This is a genomic window from Dyadobacter sp. (assembly GCF_017744695.1).
Taxonomy (GTDB): Bacteria; Bacteroidota; Bacteroidia; order Cytophagales; family Spirosomataceae; genus Dyadobacter.
On sequence record NZ_JAGIAS010000002.1, the window covers coordinates 68,956 to 90,422 of the forward strand.

17 protein-coding genes are annotated in these 21,467 nt (G+C 52.4%); 13 read left to right on the forward strand and 4 right to left on the reverse strand.

The genetic code is table 11. The features are described from left to right. Positions 1-2: 2 nt before the first annotated feature. Positions 3-812 (reverse strand): metallophosphoesterase, encoded by an 810-nt coding sequence (locus tag J7619_RS07900; protein ID WP_291196681.1) that lies wholly within the window; start codon positions 810-812, stop codon positions 3-5. A 180-nt stretch (positions 813-992) separates the two neighbouring features. Here J7619_RS07900 and J7619_RS07905 point away from each other — a divergent pair, with 180 nt between their 5' ends. The 4 genes from J7619_RS07905 to J7619_RS07920 all read left to right on the forward strand — a co-directional run bounded on the left by J7619_RS07905 (position 993) and on the right by J7619_RS07920 (position 7,640). Continuing rightward, positions 993-1,445: a hypothetical protein gene (locus J7619_RS07905; protein WP_291196683.1), complete on the forward strand. Its 453-nt coding sequence runs from the start codon at positions 993-995 to the stop codon at positions 1,443-1,445. A gap of 194 nt (positions 1,446-1,639) precedes the next feature. Then, entirely contained in the window at positions 1,640-2,017 is a 378-nt protein-coding gene (locus J7619_RS07910) for a hypothetical protein (protein ID WP_291196684.1), read from the forward strand. 91 nt (positions 2,018-2,108) lie between these two features. Continuing rightward, positions 2,109-6,467, forward strand: a complete 4,359-nt coding sequence (locus tag J7619_RS07915; protein WP_291196686.1) for a CusA/CzcA family heavy metal efflux RND transporter — start codon at positions 2,109-2,111, stop codon at positions 6,465-6,467. Positions 6,468-6,473: 6 nt separating this feature from the next. Continuing rightward, positions 6,474-7,640, forward strand: coding sequence for an efflux RND transporter periplasmic adaptor subunit (locus J7619_RS07920; protein WP_291196689.1), 1,167 nt, complete (start codon positions 6,474-6,476; stop codon positions 7,638-7,640). A 140-nt stretch (positions 7,641-7,780) separates the two neighbouring features. On the opposite strand, the gene J7619_RS07925 is transcribed toward J7619_RS07920, so the two are convergent. Further along, positions 7,781-9,343, reverse strand: coding sequence for a sulfatase (locus tag J7619_RS07925; protein WP_291196692.1), 1,563 nt, complete (start codon positions 9,341-9,343; stop codon positions 7,781-7,783). 240 nt (positions 9,344-9,583) lie between these two features. Here J7619_RS07925 and J7619_RS07930 point away from each other — a divergent pair, with 240 nt between their 5' ends. The 3 genes from J7619_RS07930 (at position 9,584) to J7619_RS07940 (ending at position 10,712) form a co-directional block, all read left to right on the forward strand. Next, complete coding sequence (locus J7619_RS07930; RefSeq protein ID WP_291196695.1) at positions 9,584-9,973, forward strand: hypothetical protein; 390 nt, start codon at positions 9,584-9,586, stop codon at positions 9,971-9,973. Positions 9,974-10,074: 101 nt separating this feature from the next. Beyond that, positions 10,075-10,308 carry a hypothetical protein gene (locus J7619_RS07935; protein ID WP_291196698.1) on the forward strand — a complete coding sequence of 78 codons (234 nt, stop codon included), beginning with the start codon at positions 10,075-10,077 and terminating at the stop codon, positions 10,306-10,308. Then, on the forward strand, positions 10,305-10,712 hold the full coding sequence (locus J7619_RS07940) for a PIN domain-containing protein (RefSeq protein ID WP_291196700.1): 408 nt from the start codon (positions 10,305-10,307) through the stop codon (positions 10,710-10,712). Before J7619_RS07935 ends, J7619_RS07940 begins: the two co-directional genes overlap by 4 nt. 63 nt (positions 10,713-10,775) lie before the next feature. Here J7619_RS07940 and J7619_RS07945 read toward each other — a convergent pair whose 3' ends face one another. Next, positions 10,776-11,576 (reverse strand): DUF4397 domain-containing protein, encoded by an 801-nt coding sequence (locus tag J7619_RS07945; RefSeq protein ID WP_291196702.1) that lies wholly within the window; start codon positions 11,574-11,576, stop codon positions 10,776-10,778. Positions 11,577-11,589: 13 nt separating this feature from the next. Further along, entirely contained in the window at positions 11,590-14,337 is a 2,748-nt protein-coding gene (locus tag J7619_RS07950; protein ID WP_291196704.1) for a TonB-dependent receptor, read from the reverse strand. Positions 14,338-15,171: 834 nt separating this feature from the next. Here J7619_RS07950 and J7619_RS07955 point away from each other — a divergent pair. The 6 genes from J7619_RS07955 to J7619_RS07980 all read left to right on the forward strand — a co-directional run bounded on the left by J7619_RS07955 (position 15,172) and on the right by J7619_RS07980 (position 21,459). Continuing rightward, entirely contained in the window at positions 15,172-16,485 is a 1,314-nt protein-coding gene (locus J7619_RS07955; RefSeq protein ID WP_291196707.1) for a peroxiredoxin, read from the forward strand. A 343-nt stretch (positions 16,486-16,828) separates the two neighbouring features. Next, positions 16,829-17,284, forward strand: coding sequence for a protein-disulfide reductase DsbD domain-containing protein (locus J7619_RS07960; protein ID WP_291196709.1), 456 nt, complete (start codon positions 16,829-16,831; stop codon positions 17,282-17,284). 18 nt (positions 17,285-17,302) lie between these two features. Next, a complete protein-coding gene (locus tag J7619_RS07965) occupies positions 17,303-18,256 on the forward strand; it encodes a cytochrome-c peroxidase (RefSeq protein ID WP_291196711.1) in 954 nt (317 codons plus the stop codon). Between the two features lie 120 nt (positions 18,257-18,376). Continuing rightward, positions 18,377-18,991 carry a TetR/AcrR family transcriptional regulator gene (locus tag J7619_RS07970; protein ID WP_291196713.1) on the forward strand — a complete coding sequence of 205 codons (615 nt, stop codon included), beginning with the start codon at positions 18,377-18,379 and terminating at the stop codon, positions 18,989-18,991. A gap of 50 nt (positions 18,992-19,041) precedes the next feature. Then, positions 19,042-20,409, forward strand: coding sequence for a TolC family protein (locus tag J7619_RS07975; RefSeq protein WP_291196715.1), 1,368 nt, complete (start codon positions 19,042-19,044; stop codon positions 20,407-20,409). Positions 20,410-20,415: 6 nt separating this feature from the next. Beyond that, positions 20,416-21,459, forward strand: a complete 1,044-nt coding sequence (locus J7619_RS07980; protein WP_291196717.1) for an efflux RND transporter periplasmic adaptor subunit — start codon at positions 20,416-20,418, stop codon at positions 21,457-21,459. Positions 21,460-21,467 lie beyond the last annotated feature (8 nt).

A 21,467-nucleotide genomic window follows, 5' to 3' on the forward strand; every position in this document is an offset into this window, starting at 1 on the left:
TTTCAGAAATTGACCCGTTCAACATGATAACCGCCTTCCCAGGTCGAAACCACCATGTAGCCACGGGCGCCCATGGACGTAGTGAGGTGGTAATTCACGCCGTCGTCGTAAAACTGGCCTTCATAGAACCGGTGCTGATGGCCGTAGAGGGAGAACTTCACGGTAGGGTCGCTGGCGAGGGCGTCGGTGTAGGGTTTTTCAAGGTTTTTGTCAAAATCGGCATCGAAGGGCGGGACATGGCCGACTACGATCGTATTCTGGTGTCCGGGGTTGTCGGCGAGCTGCGCTTTCAGCCAGGCGATATCGGGTACCGAACCGTCGAATGCGTATTCGCGGGAATTGGTATTGACGAAAATAAACCGGTCGCGCCCGAAGCTGAATGCATAATTGAGCGGACCAAACATTTTGCGGTAGGTGGCCGAGCCGTTGGCCACAATGTCATGGTTGCCGATCACCGTGACGTACGGATATTTAAGGCGGGTCATGATTTCATTCACCCATTTGAATTCCTGGGTAAGGCCGAAATCGGAAATGTCGCCTGCGTGCAGCACGAAAGAAATGTTCTTTTGCTGGTTAGCGCTGCGTACAAAGTCTTCGCACTCGTCGTACCATCGTTGCGTGTCGCCCATCAGGATAAACCGTGTGGTGTCCGAAACCGGCAACTGGCTGATTCTCGCAATGTTTTTGGCGGTGAGGTCCTTGTCCCGGTCGAGCAGCGTTTCCTCGTTGGGATTGTACTGAAAAAGATCGTCGCAGGAAGTGAGCAGGAAAGCTAATCCGAGACTGAGCCCGAGGCGGGGCCAGCGTAACATATTTTTCAATTTGTTGATGATTTAATGAATAATAAGAGTGATCCCCCATCGCGGGAACGTTATGGATTAACCCTTAAAATCATTGTTTGATTCCTGCAAGAGCACTATATTTAACGACGCTCCCAGGCACGGTTTTTGCGTGGGAGAGGTTTCTATCATTTATTTAAATTAAAAACCATTATGAAAATCAAGGACATAATAGGAGTATTGGGACTTCTGCTGATCACAATGTCAGTGTCGGCCCAGGTGGTGTCCAAAGACTCTATCAACATGCTGAAAGACCAGAAACAGGTACTCGAAGTCAGCAAAAGGCTGAACGACCGAAAGCTTGAACTGGCCAAACTGGAAAATCAGGTTGCTCAAAAAACCAACGATGTGGCGACTACCGCTGAGAAAGCACGGAAATCCGCCGAAGAAAACAAGATAGCGGCAGAGAAGCTGGGCAATAACCCGCAGGACAAAAAAGACGCACGGCGAGCCAGCAAAAGTGCGGGTTCGGCCAACCGCGACGCCAAACGGGCTCGCAGGGCGGTACAGAACCTCGAAAAGCTGAACAAGAACATCGAATCGCTTAAAAAGAAAATCGCGGACGATGAATCCAAATTAGCGTCCCTGCACGGAACCGGCCGCTAGTTAAATGTGAATAAGCTGGAAGAAATTTGTACTTTTTAATTTCAAACACCCGGCTGTCACCCTGAGTGCAGTCGAAGGGCATCTGCACACGCATTTCCCTTCGACAGCGCTCAGGGTGACAGTTTCGATACAATTTCGCTATTTTAAGAAGCCTGCGGTTGATTTTAAGGATCCCGTGAGTTACTTTTACCGCCGTGAGAAGGCTATTGCGAAATATCATTTTATTCATAGTCATCCTGGACACGACTTCGTTCTGCCAGGTGTACAAGATTCCTTTGCTTCTCAAACACTTCGCCGAACATCAGTCGCTTAACCAGGAAATCACATTCGCCGATTTTCTTTCCATGCATTATCTGGGAAAGGACCTGAACGATAACGACGACGACAAGGATATGCAGTTGCCTTTCAAAAAAGTCGAAGCGCATACGTCCAACTTTATCTTCGTTCCGAATACCCCTGTTTTTACATTTAAGCGGGTTTACCTTCCTGTCAGGGCCGAATACGGCCCCGCTGTGCCGCAGGTCGATTACAGTACTGTTCTCGGCTCACTCTTCCGTCCTCCGCGGGCATAAATACACAAAACCGGGGCTTCCGCGCCCTGCAATGTCCGTGCAGCTGCTCACGTAGCCATGCGCGTATACGTGTATTTATTTTCCGACCAATATGCTGAACAGAATCATCAGGTTCTCCGTGGAGAACAAGCTGGTGATCGGGATATTCATGTTGCTGTGGGTTGCCTGCGGTATCTATGAGTTGACCCGGTTGCCCATCGATGCCGTTCCCGACATCACCAATAACCAGGTACAGATCATCACCACCGCACCGTCGCTCGGTACCGAGGACGTGGAGCGGCTCATTACTTTCCCGATCGAACAGGCCACGGCCAACATTCCGGGCCTGAAAGAAAGCCGGAGCATGTCGCGTTTCGGGCTTTCACTCGTTTCCATCGTTTTCGATGACGATTCCGACATTTACTGGGCGCGCCAACAGGTTACCGAACGCCTTTCCCAGGTGGATATGCCCGAAACTGCCGGTAAGCCCGAGCTGGCACCCGTCACAACCGGCCTTGGAGAGATTTATCAATACGTTGTCAAGCCCAAAAAGGGTTTTGAAAAAAAATACTCGCTGGCCGACCTGCGTACCACGCAAGACTGGCTTATCCGCCGGCAGCTACTGGGTACCCCCGGGGTCGCGGATGTTTCCACTTTTGGCGGGGAGCTGAAACAATATGAAGTGGCCGTCGACCCGTCGGGGTTGAAAGCGATGGGGCTTACCATTACGGACGTGCTCACGGCGCTCAGCCGCAATAACCAGAACACCGGCGGCGCCTACATCGAGAAAGGGCCGACTGTGCTGTACATCCGCAGTCTGGGTCTGGCCGGGTCGATCGACGACATTAACCAGATCGTGGTCTCCAACCGGAGCGGCGTGCCAGTGCTTGTAAGCCACGTGGCGCAGGTACGTTTTGCGCCTGCCATCCGCTACGGCGCGCTCACGATGGCCGGTTACGGGGAAGTGGCCGGGGGCATTGTGATGATGCTCAAAGGCGGAAACTCTTCGGAAGTGATCGGGAATGTGAAAGAGCGGATCGCGGAGATCAGCAAGACGTTGCCCGAAGGGCTTGAAATAGAGCCCTTTCTGGACAGGACCAAAATGGTGAACAACGCCATTGGAACGGTGGAACATAACCTGCTCGAAGGAGCGGTGATCGTGGTGATTGTGCTTGTGTTGTTTTTGGGAAATCTAAGGGCCGGTTTTATCGTAGCGTCGGTGATCCCGCTGTCGATGCTTTTTGCGGTGGCGATGATGAACCTGTTCGGAGTGAGCGGTAACCTGATGAGCCTCGGGGCATTGGATTTCGGGCTGATAGTCGATGGTGCGGTGATCATTGTCGAGGCGATCCTGCACCATTTACATACCTCCCCCCAATACGCCGGAATAGGCAGCCTTAACCAACGGCAGATGGACGACGAAGTGTCGGGCTCGGCCAGCCGGATGATGAATGCTGCCGTTTTCGGGCAGATTATTATTCTCATCGTGTATTTGCCGATCCTCTCACTGTCGGGCATTGAAGGAAAGATGTTCAAGCCCATGGCGCAGACGGTCGCATTCGCGATCCTGGGAGCGTTCATTTTGTCGCTTACCTATGTGCCGATGATCAGCTCGCTGCTGATCAGCAAAAAGATCAGCCACGCGCCTAACTGGTCAGACAGGATTATGGAAAAAATCGAACGCGTGTATGAGCGTGCGCTTGCGCGTGCATTGCGCTTCAAGCGCGCGATGGTAGCGGGCGCATTTTTGCTTTTCGGCGGCGCGGTGCTGCTTTTTAGTCAAATGGGTGGGGAGTTTATCCCGCAGCTCGAAGAAGGGGATTTTGCTACCGAGACGCGCCTTTTAGTGGGGACCAACCTCAGTACCACGATCGACGCGATCAACCGGATTTCCGACCGGTTGAAAAAGGACTACCCGGAAGTGATCAAAGTGGTATCGCGCATCGGCAGCGCCGAAATTCCCACCGACCCGATGCCGATCGAGGGAGGGGACATGATTATCGTTTTGAAAGACAAATCAGAATGGACCCATGCCAAAACTTTTCCTGAACTGGCCACCAAAATGGCCGCTACGGCACAGGAAGTGGTTCCCGGCGTGACGACCGGTTTCCAATACCCGGTTCAAATGCGGTTCAACGAGCTCATGACCGGTGCGAAGCAGGATGTGGTTTGTAAAATCTTCGGGGAAGATCTTGACAAACTCGCGGCCTACGCCGATCAGCTCGGCCAGATCGCCCGCCGCGTAGACGGCACCGCCGACTGGTACATTGAAGAGGTAACCGGTATGCCGCAGATTGTTATCGATTTCAACCGAGCAGAAATCGCCAAATATGGCCTGAATATCGACGATCTGAACAAAACTATCAACGCCGCATTCGCAGGCGCAGCGGCCGGTCAGATTTATGAAGGCGAAAAGCGGTTCGACCTCGTGGCACGCGTAGGCGCGGAAGGCCGTAGGAGCATTGCCGATGTACAGAATCTGCTGGTATCGACGCCGGCCGGCTTGCAAATCCCCCTCAGCCAGGTCGCGGCCGTGCGGGAAATCGAAGGCCCGAACCAGATTCAGCGCGAAGACACGCGCCGACGCATTATCGTCGGGTTTAATGTGCGGGGCCGTGACGTGCAGTCGATCGTGGAAGAGTTGCAGCAGAAAGTAGAGGCGAAGATCAAGTTCGAGAGCGGCTATTCCATTACCTATGGTGGCGCATTCGAAAACCTGCAACAGGCGAAAGCCCGGCTGGGGATCGCGGTGCCTGTGGCGCTTTTACTGATTTTCATGATGCTGTATTTTACGTTTTCCTCGGTGAAGGACGGGGCGCTCATCTACACGGCCATTCCGCTCTCGGCTATTGGCGGCGTATTCGCATTGGCCATACGTGGGATGCCTTTCAGTATCTCGGCAGGCGTTGGTTTCATCGCATTGTTCGGCGTGGCAGTGCTGAACGGGATTGTTCTGCTTTCGGAATTTAACAGGATCAAAAAGGAGGGGCGCATTACCGACGCCTGGCAGCTGGTCATGACCGGTACGCGCAACCGGTTACGGCCGGTACTGATGACGGCCGCCGTTGCGTCGCTCGGATTCCTGCCAATGGCGGTCAGCAATGGTGCGGGCGCCGAAGTACAGCGCCCGCTGGCGACAGTGGTGATCGGCGGATTGGTGACGGCTACATTGCTCACGCTGTTTGTCTTACCCGCCTTGTATCTGTTGTTTAATTCAAAAAATAAACCGGAGTTGAAGCCGCGGCGGGTTGCCGCTGTAATCGGGCTATTGCTGGTGTTTACGAATATGGCGCATGCGCAAAACAGCCCGGTGAACCTGGATGAGGCAATACAAAAAGCATTGGCACATAACCGGAGTATTAAGGGAAGCAGGATGGGCGAGCAGGCCGCGGATAAGCTGCGGGGCAGCGCGTTTGACATCGCGAAAACGGGTATTAGCGCCGATTACGGCAAATTCAACAGCCCGAATAACGATATGCGGATTGGCATTACCCAGACAATCGCATTCCCTTCTGTATACAGCAACCAGCGTAAAGCGCGCGAAGCCGACTACCTGGCGGCGAAGGCCCGGACGAAGCTCAGCGAGCAGGAAGTACGGACCGGCGTCCGGCAGGTCTTTTATGAATATGCGGTATTGAAAGAGCGCGAAAAGCTGCTGCGCTATGCCGACAGTATTTTCACCGGGTTTGAAAGCAAATCCAATCTGCGTTTTGAGCGCGGTGCTTCCAATGTCCTGGAAAAAACAGCCGCCAGCTCTCAGAAGCAGCAGATCGCCAATCAGCTCAATCTTGTGCGGAACGACCTCCGTATCGTGCTCGAACGGTTCAATTTCTGGTTGCAGGATTCATTGGTATACACACCGGAATGGACGACTCCCCGCATAGCTGCATTGAACTTGTCTGCAACGGACGGCGTGCAGGATTTGCCGCAAATGGAAATCGGCAGGCAACTTGCCCAGTCGGCGTACTTTCGTTACCGGACGGAGAAATCCAGAATGCTTCCCGAATTTTCGGCTGCTTACAACAATCAGAGCCTTCGGGGGACGCAGCTGCTGAATGGACAGGAAGTAAACCTCACTGCGAAGGACCGGTTTGGTTACTATGGTTTAGGAGTCAATATCCCTATTTTTTTCAAGGCCCATACCGCGCAAATCGCTGCCGCCCGTATCGACTGGATGCGTGCGCAAAACGATGCCGAACTTACGGGGCAACGGTTGCGCTCCGAGTGGCGCAATGCGCAGGAGCAGGTTCGGAAGTTTGCCGAAAACCTGCGCTACTACGAAGAGCAGGGCCTGCCCAATGCCGAGACGATCATTACCGTCGCCGATCGTCAGTTTGTGGCCGGGGAGATCGACTACCTGCAATGGGTAATTCTCGCGGGGCAATCCATTGCTATCAAAAGCGAATATGTGAATGCGCTGGGCGGCTATAATGAAGCGGTGATCCAGTTACTCCATTTGAATAATCAATAAGTCATCATGAAAACATACATTTTAATATCATTCATGTTGTGGGCAGGTTTTTCTTGCACTAGTCCCGGCGGAGACCGGCAATCGGCAGACGTACCGGCGGCGGATACCACTACAATAGCCGCCGGTGATCCCGTGATGCGGCAAGTGTCATTCGATCCACAGCAAATTCGCAATGTGGGGATCGAAGTGGGCAGTCCGGTACTGCAAAATATAGCCGGAAAGCTGACGTTGCAAGGTAAGATCGATGTGCCGCCGCAAAGCACGATCAGCCTCAGTTTCCCGTTGGGAGGCTACCTCAAATCGACAAAGATGCTTCCCGGCATGCGCGTGAGGAAGGGACAAGTACTCGCTGAACTGGAAGACATGCAGTTTATCCAGCTGCAGCAGGATTACCTCACGGCGCGCGCCAAATTTGAGCTGGCCGAAAACGAATATGCACGTCAGAAAGACCTGAACCAGAGCAAAGCAGCCAGTGACAAGGTTTTCCAGCAGGCTAAGGCGGAAATGGAAACCCAGCGGATCCTGATGAACGCCCTGGCAAGAAAACTGGAAGTGATTGGGATCGCACCGAAGCAGCTCAACCCGGACAATATTTCAAAAAGCGTCCCTATTCTTTCTCCGATCAACGGGTTTGTTTCAAAGGTGAATGTAAATGTGGGCAAATACACGGCGCCTACGGATATGCTTTTCGAGCTCGTCGACCCGAAGGATATCCATCTGGCGCTGAGTGTGTTCGAGAAAGATTTGAATGCATTGTCTGTCGGCCAGCAAGTGACGGCTTACGCCAATGCCGACCCTTCGAAGAAGTTCACCGCCGAAATTATCCTGATTGGAAAGAGCCTCACTGATGACAGAATGGCAGAAGTACATTGCCATTTCGACCAGTATAGCGCGTCGCTGGTACCCGGTATGTTCATGAACGGAGAGGTGTCGATAGCGCGCAAAAAAGCATTAACTGTTCCCGAAGACGCGGTAGTCCGCTGGGAGAACAAGTCGTTCGTATTCGTCGAGCGAACGTCAGGTAATTTCGAAATGGTCGAAATCGAGCCTGGGACGGTCAGGGACGGGTTTCAGCAGATCAATGGCGCGGGAATCGATACAGGCACGAAGGTCGTTTTTCGCAATGCCTATTCGTTGCTGATGAAGATGAAAAATGCCGATGGAGAGGGATAACTGGCCGTTCGCTCAGATTTTGTATGACATTAGTGCGCACAGGCATTATATTTTCAGCTGCATTGGACGTACAGTCTTTTGTACACGTTGAGTAAAGCGAAAACACCTCCCGGGGCTTCCTGGGAGGTGTTTTGTTTTTGCTATCTGAGCGCCAGCTCGTCGGGAAAAGGTACGGGCTTGCCGGTCGCTTTGAAAGTAGGCCATTGTGCATCCCAGGCTTTTAATTGCCTGGTAAGCAGGACGGCCAGTTCTCTGACTTTCGAAGGGTTGGAGGCCGCGAGGTCATGCGTTTCGCCGATATCGTCGCGCAGGTTGTAAAGTTCGAGTTTGGCCTGCCGGTAATCGTAGATAAGCTTCCAGTCACCTTGCCGGAATGCACTTGCATAGTGGATGTTAGGGCCTTCGGCGGCAATCCAGCGATTGGGATGATGCCAAACCAATCCGCGCTTTTCATCTCTGAATGCCGCGTTTTTCAGGATTGGTAAGAATGTCTTTCCATCTATTTTCTGAACTGTTTTTGCATTACTTATGCCCGCGATGTCGAGGATGGTCGGAAAGAAATCCTCCACGATCACGTATTGATCCGCCACTGCACCGGGTTTAACCACTCCCGGCCATTTTACGAGGATAGGCTCGCGGATACCGCCTTCATAAACAGACCCTTTTCCTGCTTTTAGGGGCAGATTGTGCGTCCAGGCTTTCCCGCCGCGTGCCGGTGTAGTGCTCAGCCCCCCATTGTCGGACATGAAAAGCACCACGGTATTATCCGAGATTTTCTTCTCGTCGAGGTAATGGAGCACGTCGCCGAGGCTCTTGTCCATTCCTTCGATCAACGCGGCGTATTTGGCTTCGGTACTATCCAGGCCTGCCTGGAGGTATTTGTTCAGGAAACGCGGATCGGCGGTAAGCGGAACGTGCACAGCGTAATGGGCCAGATAGAGGAAGAACGGTTTCTTGTCGGTTACAGGTTTTTCAATCGCTTTGAGGGCCTCAATAGTGATCGCGTCGCTCAGGAAGGTATCTGTGCCATGGTAAGCCGCCAGTCCGGGCACGGCATTGCGGTTCGGTTTTCCATTGGCCGGGCTGTCGTAATTGGCCCGGCCCGAATAGCTCGCCGGGTGCCCGATCGAACTTCCGGCGATGTTGATATCGAATCCCGCATTCAACGGATCGGATCCCGGGGTCCCTTCGGAGCCAAAATGAGCCTTGCCGCTGTGAACCGTGTAATAACCGTTCCGGCGCAAGACCTCGGGCAGGGCGGTGGCATGGAAAGTATGTTCCACGCCGGCAACCGGACTGAAACCATTGATGTTCCAGTCGACGGCATTGAGCGTTGCATCGGCGTAGTCGGTATTCTTGTTTTTATCGGGCGAGGTCCAGTGCGTCACGCGGGTATGCGCGGCGTTCACGCCTGTGATCAGGCTCACGCGTGTGGGTGTGCACACGGGCATTGCGTAGGCGTTCGTGAACTTCATGCCTTCGCGCGCAAGCCGTTCCATATTGGGCGTATGGTAGCGGCGGTTGAAATCCGTAGGCTTGTTCCAGAACGGTACGGAGGTATCCTGCCAACCCATGTCGTCGACCAGAAAGACGATGATATTAGGCTTGTTTCCGGATGTGGATTGCCCCAGTGTGGGGAAGTTCAGGAGAAGCGCGGCCAGCATGATCGCACATGACTGCCAGGCCGCAAAGCGGATATTCATTGGCTTAAAAGGATCGGGTTAAGGAATTAAAAATGGCGGAAGTTCGGCAAATTTGCTATACAAAACCAATTGTTTTATGCCCTGAAACAACTTTTCCTCCCATTGCTTTGAAGAATGCTATTTTTAACTTTACTTTGTCTATAAAACAAGTAGACTAAAATAATTCCGCAATGAACCACCTGTTGTTGGAATGGGATTTGGAAGCAAAGGACATCAACTCCTATTTAACTGGAAACCATTATGCTATTAGAAAAGACATTCCACCTGAGCGTGGACCGGGAGGCCAAGATTATCGTAAGGGGGCAGGTGGCCCGTAACCGCAACGAAATCACCATCGATTACGAATTTCTCATTCGCGAAAAACACGATACAGATTTCCGTGAGCCGATCGGTCCGAACCATCCGCAATACTGGAAACTCAAAAAATCAACGCCGGAACGCTCGCAACTGCTCCAACTGGAATACAGCGGCATTTCTCGGAAGCAGATCAGGGAAGTTACCCGGGAGTTTAAACGCCTCGCCGGGCCGGGTTACGTCTTCCGCTATCAAAACGAAATCGAGGAACGCACGAAATATTTGAAAGGCATCCGCGTGAGCGCGTTAAGCAGACGGATGTTGTCTGTGGCGTAACCTTCTGATCATTTCCCAATTATCCACCGGACTACGCGCCGTTACAGTTTGCACGGACTTTCAGGAATTGTTATTTTTGAGAAAAGCAATTCCCCAAAGCTATGCAGCACACTTTTCATTTGAAGGCTGGAAGTCTGACTCCTGCATTCGTCGATCTTGTCAGGAAAATGTTCGGTGACAAGGAAATCAAGGTCGTTGTAGAGGACGTGAAGCCAGTCCAGATGTCACAACAGGACCTGTACAGGTCCATAATGGCGCTCCGCGAGCAGTTTAAAGACTTGAAGATCGATCCCAATGTTGATATTTCGACGCTTGCAGACGAGGTGAATTTATGATTTACCTCGACACAGATGTGTTGATTCATTTTTTGGTTCCGCAAGATGTTTCAAAGTATCGGTTGGCGAAGGACATTTTTGATAGGTTAGTTTCTACTGGAACACTCAAAGTGTCTTTTCTAGCTTTACAGGAAACAGCATATGTTTTAAATCGGTTGGGATTAGGAAAGGAGGATATAGAATCAACTCTAACAACCTTCCTGACTTTTGCGCCTGTAAACTACGAAGCAGCTGAAATGCAACGTGCTATTGCGCTTTGCAAGAATCTGGGTTTTCAGCATATTAATGACTGCCTGCATACCGCCATTGCCGAACGACATTGCCATGAGTTGTACACGTTTAACAAGTCCGATTTCAGAAGAATTGCCCAACTTTCGAAATTGAAGATGACCGTTTTGGAATAGCAAACAACCACAAAAAGCCGCACCACCATCGGCAGTGCGGCTTTCATCTTGTCCAATCACCATTTACTTTACAGGATGTTCGATAACGCTTGTGCCGAAGGCCGGCTTGCCGTTGGTAAGGCCTTGCGTGAAGACCGTGTATATTTTCCCGGCTTCCAATGCGAGGCTGGCGGTTCCTACTTTTGCGGCGGTGGCGGCGTCGAGGTAATCGACGTTGAGCGTGCCGGCGTCGACGGTTTCAAAAGGGCCGAGCGACCAGGCGCCTAATGTTTCTCCCGACAAGGCAGAGTTGGCAGCGCGGCCGTATGCTACCTGGTTGAAGAGCGTTTTGCCATTTTGAACAACATTCAATGTGCCTGCGCCGGGCGAAAGGTTGATGAACCGTAGCTTGGCCTTGCCCGCAGGCGGGGCTTTGAGGTCGTCGTAAAAGAGGATCAGCGAATCGGCTTTGTTATTGGCGGTGCGGGCGGCCACTACGGTGTGGTAGAAAGTCGCAATGGGGCCATTGGGGCGGCCTGTGGCGGTGAAGGTCGCCGAATTGCCGAACTGGTAGGACGCCTTGTAGCTCGTGTTGGTACCTTCGGTGAAGTTGATCTGCACGTTGCCGAAGACGGTGGGCAGGTACTCCGACGCTTTGTTGATGGCCACGGGCGTTGGCGTCACTTTGTCGGTGAATGTCCAGAAATACAGGCCGGCGTCGATGGGGCGGGCATTGACGAAGCTGATGTAGGCGCTGAGCGGAGGCCGGTCGGCGGCGTCGATATCGAGATAGCCCGTGTCTTTGCAGCCGGAAGCGAGGAAGAGGGCCGGGATAATGCCCAAGAGCTGAAAAGCCGGGCGGGCCAGTCGCTGGAATGTTTTCATAATCTGGTTTGGATTAAAGTTTTGCGGTAACGCGGACAAACGGCTGGATACCGGCACTGCCGTTCTGAATGCCGATCACCGAAGGGTTGTTCAATGCGCTCAGTTTCGGGTCGGAATAGTCGCCCAGCTCGTTGAAGAGGTTATTCACGCCCAATGTGGCCTGAATGGATTTGGACAATGCATAGGATACCGATACATCGGCCACCCAAATGGGTTTCAGTTTTTGGTAGAAATAATCGGGTTTAGGAAAGGTTGCATTCAATGCCGAGGCGTTGGTAACCGAGCCGAAATAGACGGCGCGCGCCAGGTAAGTCAACCGGTTTTTCTTGAAAATGCCCTGCAATGTGATTTTCTGACCCGGAATCTGCGAAGTCACGCGAGCCTTTTCTCCGTCGTTGAAAATAATGTAGCGGTAGGCTTCCAGCCCTTTCGGGGTATTCACTTTGGTAACCTCGTTTTGGACGAAATTGGCACCCAAAAGCAGGCTCAATGTGCCATTTCGGAATGGTGTACGGTAACTTCCGGTAATTTCAAGCCCCTTCGTACGTGTGCTGAACGAGTTGTAAAAAAACTTGGCCTGGGTAGTGCCCGTTTGCACGAACAGGGTACGTACTTCCGCCGGCAGGTTGACGTCCGTGGCCGAGAAGTTGCCGGTATTGCCCACGCGGTTGTTCACATCCACGAGATAGGCGTCGGCAGTAAGTTCGAAGTTGCGGAATGGTTGGGATGTAAAGCCTGCGGTATAGCCTTTCGACTTCTCGGGCGTAAGCGTAGGGATGCCCAACGCGCGGGTGGCGGCGCTCTGGTTGGAGGCGGTTACCTGGTCGATGGCGCGGCCCTGCTGGAAGCTGGTGGACGTTTCGGTGTAGTAATATTGGGCCAGATCGGGTGCGCGGAAGCCGGTGTTGTGCGAAGCCCGGATACCCAGCCAGTCGGTAATACTGTACCGGGTGGCTACTTTGTAAGTCGTTACATTTTGGAGCTGGGAGAAGCTTTCGAGCCGTACCGCGCCCGACAGCAGCCATTTGTTCGTGATATTCGCTTCGATATCCGCATAGCCCGCGAGTATCGACCGGTTGACGCTCACCTCGTTTTCAGGACGGAAACCGGCGTGGATCTGTGAGCCGGGGGATAGCCCGTTCAGGCCGATACTGCCTTCTTTGGTCTGATAAACAATCCCGGTGGCTGTCGTGTCGAGCCCATAAATGGCCCGGAGGTCGGCTTTGGAATAGGACGCTTCCTCGCCCGCGATAATCTGGTAGGTTTCCACGCGGTACTGTGCCCCGAACGCAACATTGATACCTTTCAATGCCTTGGGGAAATAGCGGCTGATATCGATGCTCCCGGTATTCTGGCTCGCATTGTAGCTGCCGGCATCGAAGGTAGTGGGTGTTTTCAGGCCCAGACTGGCATTCAGCGAATTGGTAATCACGTTACCGAAATCGTTTTTGCCATACACATTGGAAATATCGACGTCCCAATCGCGGATCTTGCCTTTAACGCCCACCGCGAATGATTTGTCGGTAATGATGTTCTCCATAGCCGGCAAGAAGCCGTCGGGGTAGAGGAACGAGTTGTTGCGCTCCGTCCATCCTGGTAGCCGGTATACGGCGGTGAACTGCGAATTGCGGTGGCTGATACCCCCAAATGCGTAGAGTTCGGCATTCTGACGGATCGGAACAGCGGCGTTGAAGAACAGCAATGCGTCCTTGGCCTTGTTGGAACCGCCGCCGCGGCGGTCGAAATGATGGCGGTCGATGCCCCGTGATGTGAGAATGGCCTCGTCGATCTCTTTCGTATAGATGGCATCGTAATTACGCGTGTTGGCGCCGCCCCCATAGATCGGCCCGAGGTACAGGCCTGCGTCGTCCCTGCCGGGCAGGATGGAAATCGCCTGGGTGGCAAATTCAGCAGTCGTGTTCAGATAGCCGCCGGTTTTGCCCAATGCGAAGCCGTAGTTGGCATTGGTGCGGGTGGTTACGCCATCGCCGCGTCGGCGCGAACTGGCTGTCGAGCTCAGCGTAAGCTGGTCGACGCTCTTATTGAGCACGATATTGATTACACCCGCAATGGCGTCGGAGCCGTATTGCGCAGCCGCGCCGTCGCGCAGGATCTCGACCCGCTCAATGGCTGCTGTTGGGATCGCATTGAGGTCGTACCCCGTGGCTCCGTTGCCGAGCCCGCCCCAGTTGATATTGGCGCTTTTGTGACGGCGCTTGCCGTTGACGAGCACCAATAACTGGTCTACTCCCAGGCCACGCAGCTGCGAAAGGTTCAGGGCCGAGCCTGCATCACCCGCATTGGTGCCGTTCACAGAGTGGAAGGAGGGCGAAACATATTGGAGTAACTGCGTAATACTGACTTGTGGGGCCGATTCCAGCAAGGGTTTCAAGTCGATGATATCCACCGGGACCGGCGAGTCGATCTTTGTACGGTTCGCATTTCGCGAGCCTACCACCTGTACTTCACCTAGCGTGTGTGTGCTCGGCGATAGCGTGACATTGTATTCGTTGGCGCTGGTAATGGGTAGTTCCTTCGCGGTGAAGCCGATGAAAGAGAATAGGAGCGTTTCACCCTTCACGAGCGTCAGAGCGAAATGACCGTCTGCATCGGTAATCGTGCCCTGCCGTGTGTTTTTGATGGCCACGTTCACGCCCGGGAGTGGAACGCCGTCTTCTGCGCGCACAATGCCCGTGAGCGTACGCTGCTGGGCGAGCAGGGGAGTTGATATTAAAAGTATAAAAAGTAATAAATGTTTCATAAGTATTCACAGGGATATTGAACTGGAAACCGGAACTGATCCGGCGATGGCGGAAGTGGCTGGCGGCCGGAACAGGTCCGGTGTATGCCGTACCGTCGGAGAGCCTGCAGTCCCGACGATACCCATTCCGCACATCGTCGGATCAAGTATTATCATAGTAAATCTATTGATTTTATAGACTAATGTGATTTTAAAAAAACTTAACTCCGCCAGACGTCAGCCGGACAACAGCGATGGTGTGTACAAGTGCTTTTCGGCACAGAATGCTTTGAATGAACAGGTTTTGACATGATTTGTAAATTTATAGTTTCCGAAAAAGACGGCGGCCGGCGCCCGGCTTCACCTATAAATCCACATTTACTTTGCAGGTAGTAATTGTAAGACGTCACAAAGGTAATGCTGCTGCGGCCGGTTTATCAAAACTTCCCAAACACAAATCGGGCACATTGCCACCAGCTACGCAAGCCGCATTATAGGTACGTGCGTAGGAGTTTGGTGGTACGAAAAACGAGTTTATTCTACTTAGTCTACGAAAATTGTAGATAATTAAAATCGGTACTTTATATTTGCTGCATGATTCAACGGCCGGTCACAAACCACCACGGACCCGCCGATGATCCGGGCCAATCCTGCAAAATGCCTGGATCGAAAAAAGAGTACTTCCGTCACGAAACGGGACGCGTAGTCCGGGACGCGTAGTCCGGGACGCGTAGTCCGGGACGCTCTTAGTCCGCGATGTGCAGCCAGAGGCGCTCACATGCGTTCGCTAAGCCGTCGGAGGCGGGAAGACTATAAGCATTTTCATTTTTCAAAAACCTAAAAATTTCCAGTTGTATGAAAATCAACAACCAGATGAAAGCCGTGGCATTGGCAGGAGCCACATTGTTCGGCAGTGCAGCGTTTGCGGGCGAGGGGCCTGATGCCAAAGCGCCGAAGCAAGGCGTGTGGCGCGGCGAGTTCGTGATCAGCGAGACACACATTCCTTTCAATTTTGAATACAATGCCAAAGACAAGGACCATCCGATCCTGACCTTGCTCAACGGGACGCGCCGCGACGATTTCAAGGTGACGAAAATCAGCGGAGACTCGATTTTTGTCAAAATGAATACCTACGACGCCGCGCTCGTGGCGAAAGTGGAAACCGACGGCAAAATCACCGGCGAGTACCGCAGCCTGGTACCGGGTTTCCGGGGCAATGCGCTGCCGTTCTCCGCCGAATATGGTAAAAACTACCGCTTCGTTGAAAAAGGAAAAGAGCAGCCTACCAAACATAACCTTTCGGGTAAATGGGATTTGCAGGTTTTCAGTAAAGCCAAAATGCCTGATAATGTGGCGCTCTTAAAACAGGAGGGCAACAAACTCACCGGTGTAGTGATGTCGACAGTAGGGGATAGCCGCGAGCTGGAAGGCGTCGTACAAGGCGATGAGTTCGTGCTGTCGCACTTCTCAGGCCCGAACCCGCGTGTGTACAAGGGGAAAATCAACGAGGATGGCAGCATTACCGGCGTCATTAGCTCGGGTATTTATGATAATACCAAGTTTGAAGGCAGCAGGAATGATAAAGCCGAGCTTCCGGACCCTTATAAACTGACCTATTTGAAAGAAGGCTACAAAAAACTCGATTTCACTTTGCCCGACCTCGACGGCAAACAGGTTTCGCTCAGCGACGACAAGTACAAGGGAAAGGTGGTGATCGTAGAGATTATCGGTACCTGGTGCCCTAACTGTACCGACCAAACGTCGTTCCTCGCACCCTGGTACCGGGCCAACAAGGGCCGCGGCGTAGAGGCGATCGCCATCGGTTTCGAGCAGAAAGACGACCTTGAATATGCCAAATACACGCTGGGCACGCTGAAAAAGAAATATGGCATTGAATATGACATCCTTTTCGGAGGTATTGCGGACAAGAAAGTAGCCTCCGAGAAGCTGCCCGCGCTCAATCGCATGATGGCGTTCCCGACTACGATCCTCATTGACCGCAAAGGGGAAGTCCGGCAGATCCATACCGGCTATACCGGTGAGATCACGGGTAAATACTTCGAGGATTATGTGGCGAAATGGAACAAGGACCTCAACGAGCTCATCTCTGAACCGGTGCCTGCCGGGGTTAGTTCGGCAGCGGTGGGGACGACCAAGCACTCGAAGTAACGTCTGGCCGCCGCGCGCACTTTTGTTACATCCCTGCGGGATTCTCGAACCGGATTGGATTACAATGTCCTACCGATGTTACGTGCCCGACGGCACCGAAAGGCAATGTGCCAATCGCGTAGCGATGTAATATTGATAGCCATAAAGTGAAAACCCGCATTCGGAAATGCCGTCAGGCATGCAACAACAATGATTACGCATCTTCGGACGCATCAAAATACTTGAACTAAATCGTGAGTTCAACTAACTAGGTACGTGGTGATTTGAGACAACTGCAAGGCCTGCCGACCAGGTGAAAAGTGCTTTGCAGTTGTTTAAATTTTCATTCCAAAACATTATTTCAATGATTTACAGGATTTTAATGCTCCTGGTATGCTGTGCAGGCACGGTTTTCGGCCAGGACCTGAAAGACGTTTCGCGATGGAAAGTGAGCTTTTCGAAAAGCGGCGCTAAACCCGGCGAGCAGGTGGAAGTGGTGTTTTCCGCGGAAATCAATAAAAACTGGAAGCTCTATTCGTCCGATTTCAAGGGAGATATCGGCCCGCTTCCCACCGAATTTGCATTCAATTCCAACAACGCCTACCAGCTTGTGGGCGATATACGGGCGGTGGAGCCGCTCAAAGCGGTAGACCCGACCTGGGACAAAGCCTATACCTATTTTACGGATAAGGCCGAATTCCGGCAGACGATCAGGGTTGCGAAGGCCGGCGGCAAGGTTTCAGGGACGATCAAAGGGCTTTTGTGTTCCAACGAGGATGGCCTTTGCGTGCCTTTCAAGGAATCTTTCGAAGTGCATTGATTTAAATTAGAGTTTCAGATGGGTATTACAAAATGGCTGGCGGCCGTGCTTTGCGGCGGTTCGCTGGCATTGGTGTCGTTGCAATCCAACGAGGCGTCGGTGGAGCTGAATACGAAGGAGGAGTTGGGGGAGAAGTTGTTTTCGGATCCGATCCTCTCACGCGGCCGGGCCATCAGTTGCGCTTCGTGCCATATTCCACAATTCGCGTTCGCAGACACGGCGGCGTTCAGCATAGGCGATAAGGGTACGCGCCTGACGCGCAACAGCCCGGCGCTGACGAATCTTTCGGGCCGCACGGATTTCTTCTGGGATGGCCGCGCAGGCTCTCTCGAAGAGCAGGCACTGGGGCCGCTCGCCGCACATGACGAAATGGATTTGCCGATCAATGAGGCCGTAGAGCGCCTCCGAAAAGACGATTTTTACAGCGCGGCGTTTCAAAAGGTATTCAAATCGGAAATTAACAGTAAAAATCTTCCGGGCGCGATTGCCGCATTCGAGCGCACGCTGGAAACTACGGACACGCCCTATGACCGCTACCTGGATGGAGACGTAAATGCCATGTCGGCCGCCGCCGTTCGGGGCAGAATGCTGTTCATCGGCAAGGCGAACTGCGCTACCTGCCATTCCGGCGAGGATTTCACCGCCGACCGGTTCAAAAGCATTGGCTTGTTCAATGGCAAGGAGTTGAATGACCCCGGCCGCTTTAAAATCACGAAGGACAGTTCGCATATCGGCCTGTTCAAGGTGCCGGGCCTGCGCAATGTGGCCGTTACGGCTCCGTACATGCACAATGCGATGTTCAAAACGCTGCGCGAAGTGGTCCAATACTACAACACGCCCGACAAATTCGTGCGCAATCCCATCAATCGCGATTTGTCGCTCGGCAGTTCGCTCAATCTTTCCGATAATGAGGTCGAAGATATCGTGGCCTTCCTCGAAGCCCTCACGGACGACCGTTTCAAACGAAAATAGCTTTGCTAGCATATTCTTTCTCCGTTCATAGGTAGAATTTCGCCATTCCTAACTTATTTTGCTAAACAACTTGCATTTACTAAACAGTGTTTATTATATTCACATTGTAATTACAAAAGCATGGCAATTAAGGAAAGAAAAGAGCGGGAAAAGCAGGAAATGAGGAACCTGATTATCGAATCGGCGACTCAGCTGTTTTTGAAGCAAGGCTACGATAAGACGTCAATTCGTAGCATTGCCGACGATATTGAATATAGTCCGGCTACTATCTATCTGTATTTCAAGGATAAAGACGAAATTTTCTTTGTAATTCATGAAAACGCGTTTGAAATCCTGGAACAGCACCTGCGTCGGAACGACGTGATTGCCGACCCGTTCGAAAGGCTTGCCGGGTTGGGTAGAACATACATCGAGTTCGGTTTGCAGAATCCGGATTACTACGATCTGATGTTCATCATGCGCGCGCCGATGGAGCAGATCAAGAATGAAGAAAAATGGAAGTCCGGTGAATGTGCGTTTGGTTATTTGCTGACGACGCTTTCGGCTTGCCTGGAAGAAAGCAAGATCAGGCAGGGCGATTTATATGTGACTGCGATTCAGGTATGGTCGTTTGTACACGGGCTGGTTTCGCTTTACGTACGCGGGCGGATGTGCATCCTGATGATGCCCGATGACGCTACGCGGGAAATACTGTATAACTCATTCGATTTATTTTTAGCCAATCTGAAAAAGTAAAAAATTTTGCCACTCACTAAACACTGTTTATAAACTAAACATTACTTACAATGATGCGATTATTGAAACCCATGCCCCGGCATTGGCAGTACCTTCTTGTGCCTTTGCTGAGCCTGTTCGCACCCGTTCGAGGGCAGGACGCGCATTTGCAAGGCTATATCGACCACGGCCTGCGCAATAACCAGGGCCTTAAACAACAGCGCTTTATCCTCGAAAGAAACTTGTTCGCGCTGAAAGAAGCCAGAACGTTCTTTTATCCCGAAGTCAATTTCAGCACGTCTTATCTCGACTCGCGCGGGGGACGGAAGATCAGCATTCCGATCGGTGATTTGCTGAACCCCGTCTATAACTCGCTGAATGAGCTGACCAACTCGTCGGCTTTCCCGAAAGTGGAGAATGTGAGCCAGACGTTCAACCCGCGGAACTATTACGATGCCAAATTCCGCACCTCCCTGCCGCTTTATAATGCGGAAATCGCTTATAACACGAAGATCCGCAAGGAACAGATCCATTTGCAGCAGGCGGAAGTCGACGTTTACAGGAGAGAGTTAGTGAAGGAAATCAAGCTGGCTTATTATGCTTGCCAGCAGGCGGACGAGGCGGTGCGCATCCTGGAAAGCGCCGTTTCACTGGCGAGGGAAAATTTGCGGTTCAATCAGGCATTGGTGAAAAACGATAAGGCGATCCGCACGGTGGTAAGCCGCTCGGAGAACGAGGTGATCGGTTTGGAAGCAAGGCTGGTAGACGCACGGAATCAGTCGGTCAATGCAAAGGCTTATTTTAACTTTTTGCTTAACAATCCACTGGAAACCAGCCTGGAAATAGGCACGCCCAGCGAGTCCGAAGTGCTGACAGACACGGCTGCGGCTGGCAGGAGGGAGGAACTGGCTAAGCTGGAAACGCTTTCGAGGATCAATGCATTATCCGGTCAGCTGGCCCGGGCCGGCGCATTGCCAAAGCTGTCGACATTTATAGACCTGGGTTCGCAGGGTGATTTTGTGAATTTCAACCGGGATACGCGCTATTATCTTTTCGGCGTGACACTGGATTGGCGGGTTTTTGCGAACAACCGCACTCAATACAAGGTGAAGCAGGCTGAATTGGAGCAGAAAGCCACCGGCGAGCAGATCAGCCAGGTAGAACAACAGCTTCAATTACAAAACAAAACTGCGGCCAATACCTTCCAGTCGGCTGTGCTGACTTACCAGGCTACCAAAAGCCAGACTGCATTATCTCAACAATACTACCAGGACCAACAGAAACTCTACCGCGAGGGCCAGCTGCTTTACATTGAGTTGCTCGACGCTCAGAACCGGCTGATCAACGACCAGCTTCAACAAAGCATTTCCTATTTGAATGTCCAGACCCGCGCAGCAGAATTGGAACGGGCCCGGGCGAGCTACTTATTCTCAAACTAACATGATATGAAAGCTACAACACATCCCATCATATACACCTACGTGCTCGCGGCCGCGCTCCTGACCGCCGCGTGCAAGGAAGAAAAGAAACCGGAACAAACTGACGACACGATCCCGGTCAAAATCATCAGCTCGGCCGCATTGACGCAAGCCCAGGCAGTTGAGACCTCGGGCCTGCTAGGCTCCGAAAATGAAGCACGTTTATCGTTCAAGATTGGCGGTATTATCAAGGATATACTGGTAAAAGAAGGCGACAAAGTGCGCAAAGGCCAGCTTCTCGCGACGCTCAACACCACTGAAATAGCGGCCCAAATGGGCCAGGCAGAAGAAAACTTCCTGAAAGCCCAGCGCGATGCCCGCCGCGTGCAGAACTTGTACCGCGACAGCGTTGCAACAAAGGAACAACTCGAAAATACCCAGACAGCATTGGTACTGGCTGAAAAACAGCTCGATATCGTCAAATTTAATTTGTCCCAAACCAAAATCTTTTCGACCGCCGACGGCGTCGTAATGCAGAAATTGCAGAATGCGGGTGAGCAGGTACAAGGCGGCACGCCCGTTTTGCACATCAGCAGTACCAGCAGCAGCGACTGGGTCGTGAAATGCGGCCTTACCGATAAGGACTGGGCACGGCTGAAAGGCGGCGAGAAGGCGGAGATCAATTTCGACGCGTACTCCCAGACATTTACTGGCAATGTGAAAACCCTAGCGCAGGTGAGCGACCCGGTTTCGGGGCTTTACCAGGCTGAAATCACGCTCGATAAAGCGGCTACCAAGCTTGCCAGCGGCCTTTTTGCAAAAGTGCACATCTACCCAAAAGAAAAGACCAGCATGGTTTCCATTCCCGTCGACGCATTGATCGAAGGGGAGAACGACAGCGCCTTCGTGTTTGTGGCTAATGGCAATCGCGCGCAAAAGAAGCAGGTGAAGATCGCATTCCTCGATGGCGACAAGGCATTTGTTTTCGTTGGTATAGACGCAGGTGCGCGGGTGATCCGCGAAGGGTCGGCCTATCTGGCCGAAGGATCGGCGATTAAAGTAGTTCAGTAACCTGTTTC

Bases quoted from the DNA above. Each gene is read 5' to 3' on its own strand.
- J7619_RS07900 (WP_291196681.1), bottom strand. From the start codon at position 812: ATGTTACGCTGGCCCCGCCTCGGGCTCAGTCTCGGATTAGCTTTCCTG.
- J7619_RS07905 (WP_291196683.1), top strand. From the start codon at position 993: ATGAAAATCAAGGACATAATAGGAGTATTGGGACTTCTGCTGATCACA.
- J7619_RS07915 (WP_291196686.1), top strand. From the start codon at position 2,109: ATGCTGAACAGAATCATCAGGTTCTCCGTGGAGAACAAGCTGGTGATC.
- J7619_RS07920 (WP_291196689.1), top strand. From the start codon at position 6,474: ATGAAAACATACATTTTAATATCATTCATGTTGTGGGCAGGTTTTTCT.
- J7619_RS07925 (WP_291196692.1), bottom strand. From the start codon at position 9,343: ATGAATATCCGCTTTGCGGCCTGGCAGTCATGTGCGATCATGCTGGCC.
- J7619_RS07930 (WP_291196695.1), top strand. From the start codon at position 9,584: ATGCTATTAGAAAAGACATTCCACCTGAGCGTGGACCGGGAGGCCAAG.
- J7619_RS07935 (WP_291196698.1), top strand. From the start codon at position 10,075: ATGCAGCACACTTTTCATTTGAAGGCTGGAAGTCTGACTCCTGCATTC.
- J7619_RS07940 (WP_291196700.1), top strand. From the start codon at position 10,305: ATGATTTACCTCGACACAGATGTGTTGATTCATTTTTTGGTTCCGCAA.
- J7619_RS07945 (WP_291196702.1), bottom strand. From the start codon at position 11,576: ATGAAAACATTCCAGCGACTGGCCCGCCCGGCTTTTCAGCTCTTGGGC.
- J7619_RS07950 (WP_291196704.1), bottom strand. From the start codon at position 14,337: ATGAAACATTTATTACTTTTTATACTTTTAATATCAACTCCCCTGCTC.
- J7619_RS07955 (WP_291196707.1), top strand. From the start codon at position 15,172: ATGAAAATCAACAACCAGATGAAAGCCGTGGCATTGGCAGGAGCCACA.
- J7619_RS07960 (WP_291196709.1), top strand. From the start codon at position 16,829: ATGATTTACAGGATTTTAATGCTCCTGGTATGCTGTGCAGGCACGGTT.
- J7619_RS07965 (WP_291196711.1), top strand. From the start codon at position 17,303: ATGGGTATTACAAAATGGCTGGCGGCCGTGCTTTGCGGCGGTTCGCTG.
- J7619_RS07970 (WP_291196713.1), top strand. From the start codon at position 18,377: ATGGCAATTAAGGAAAGAAAAGAGCGGGAAAAGCAGGAAATGAGGAAC.
- J7619_RS07975 (WP_291196715.1), top strand. From the start codon at position 19,042: ATGATGCGATTATTGAAACCCATGCCCCGGCATTGGCAGTACCTTCTT.
- J7619_RS07980 (WP_291196717.1), top strand. From the start codon at position 20,416: ATGAAAGCTACAACACATCCCATCATATACACCTACGTGCTCGCGGCC.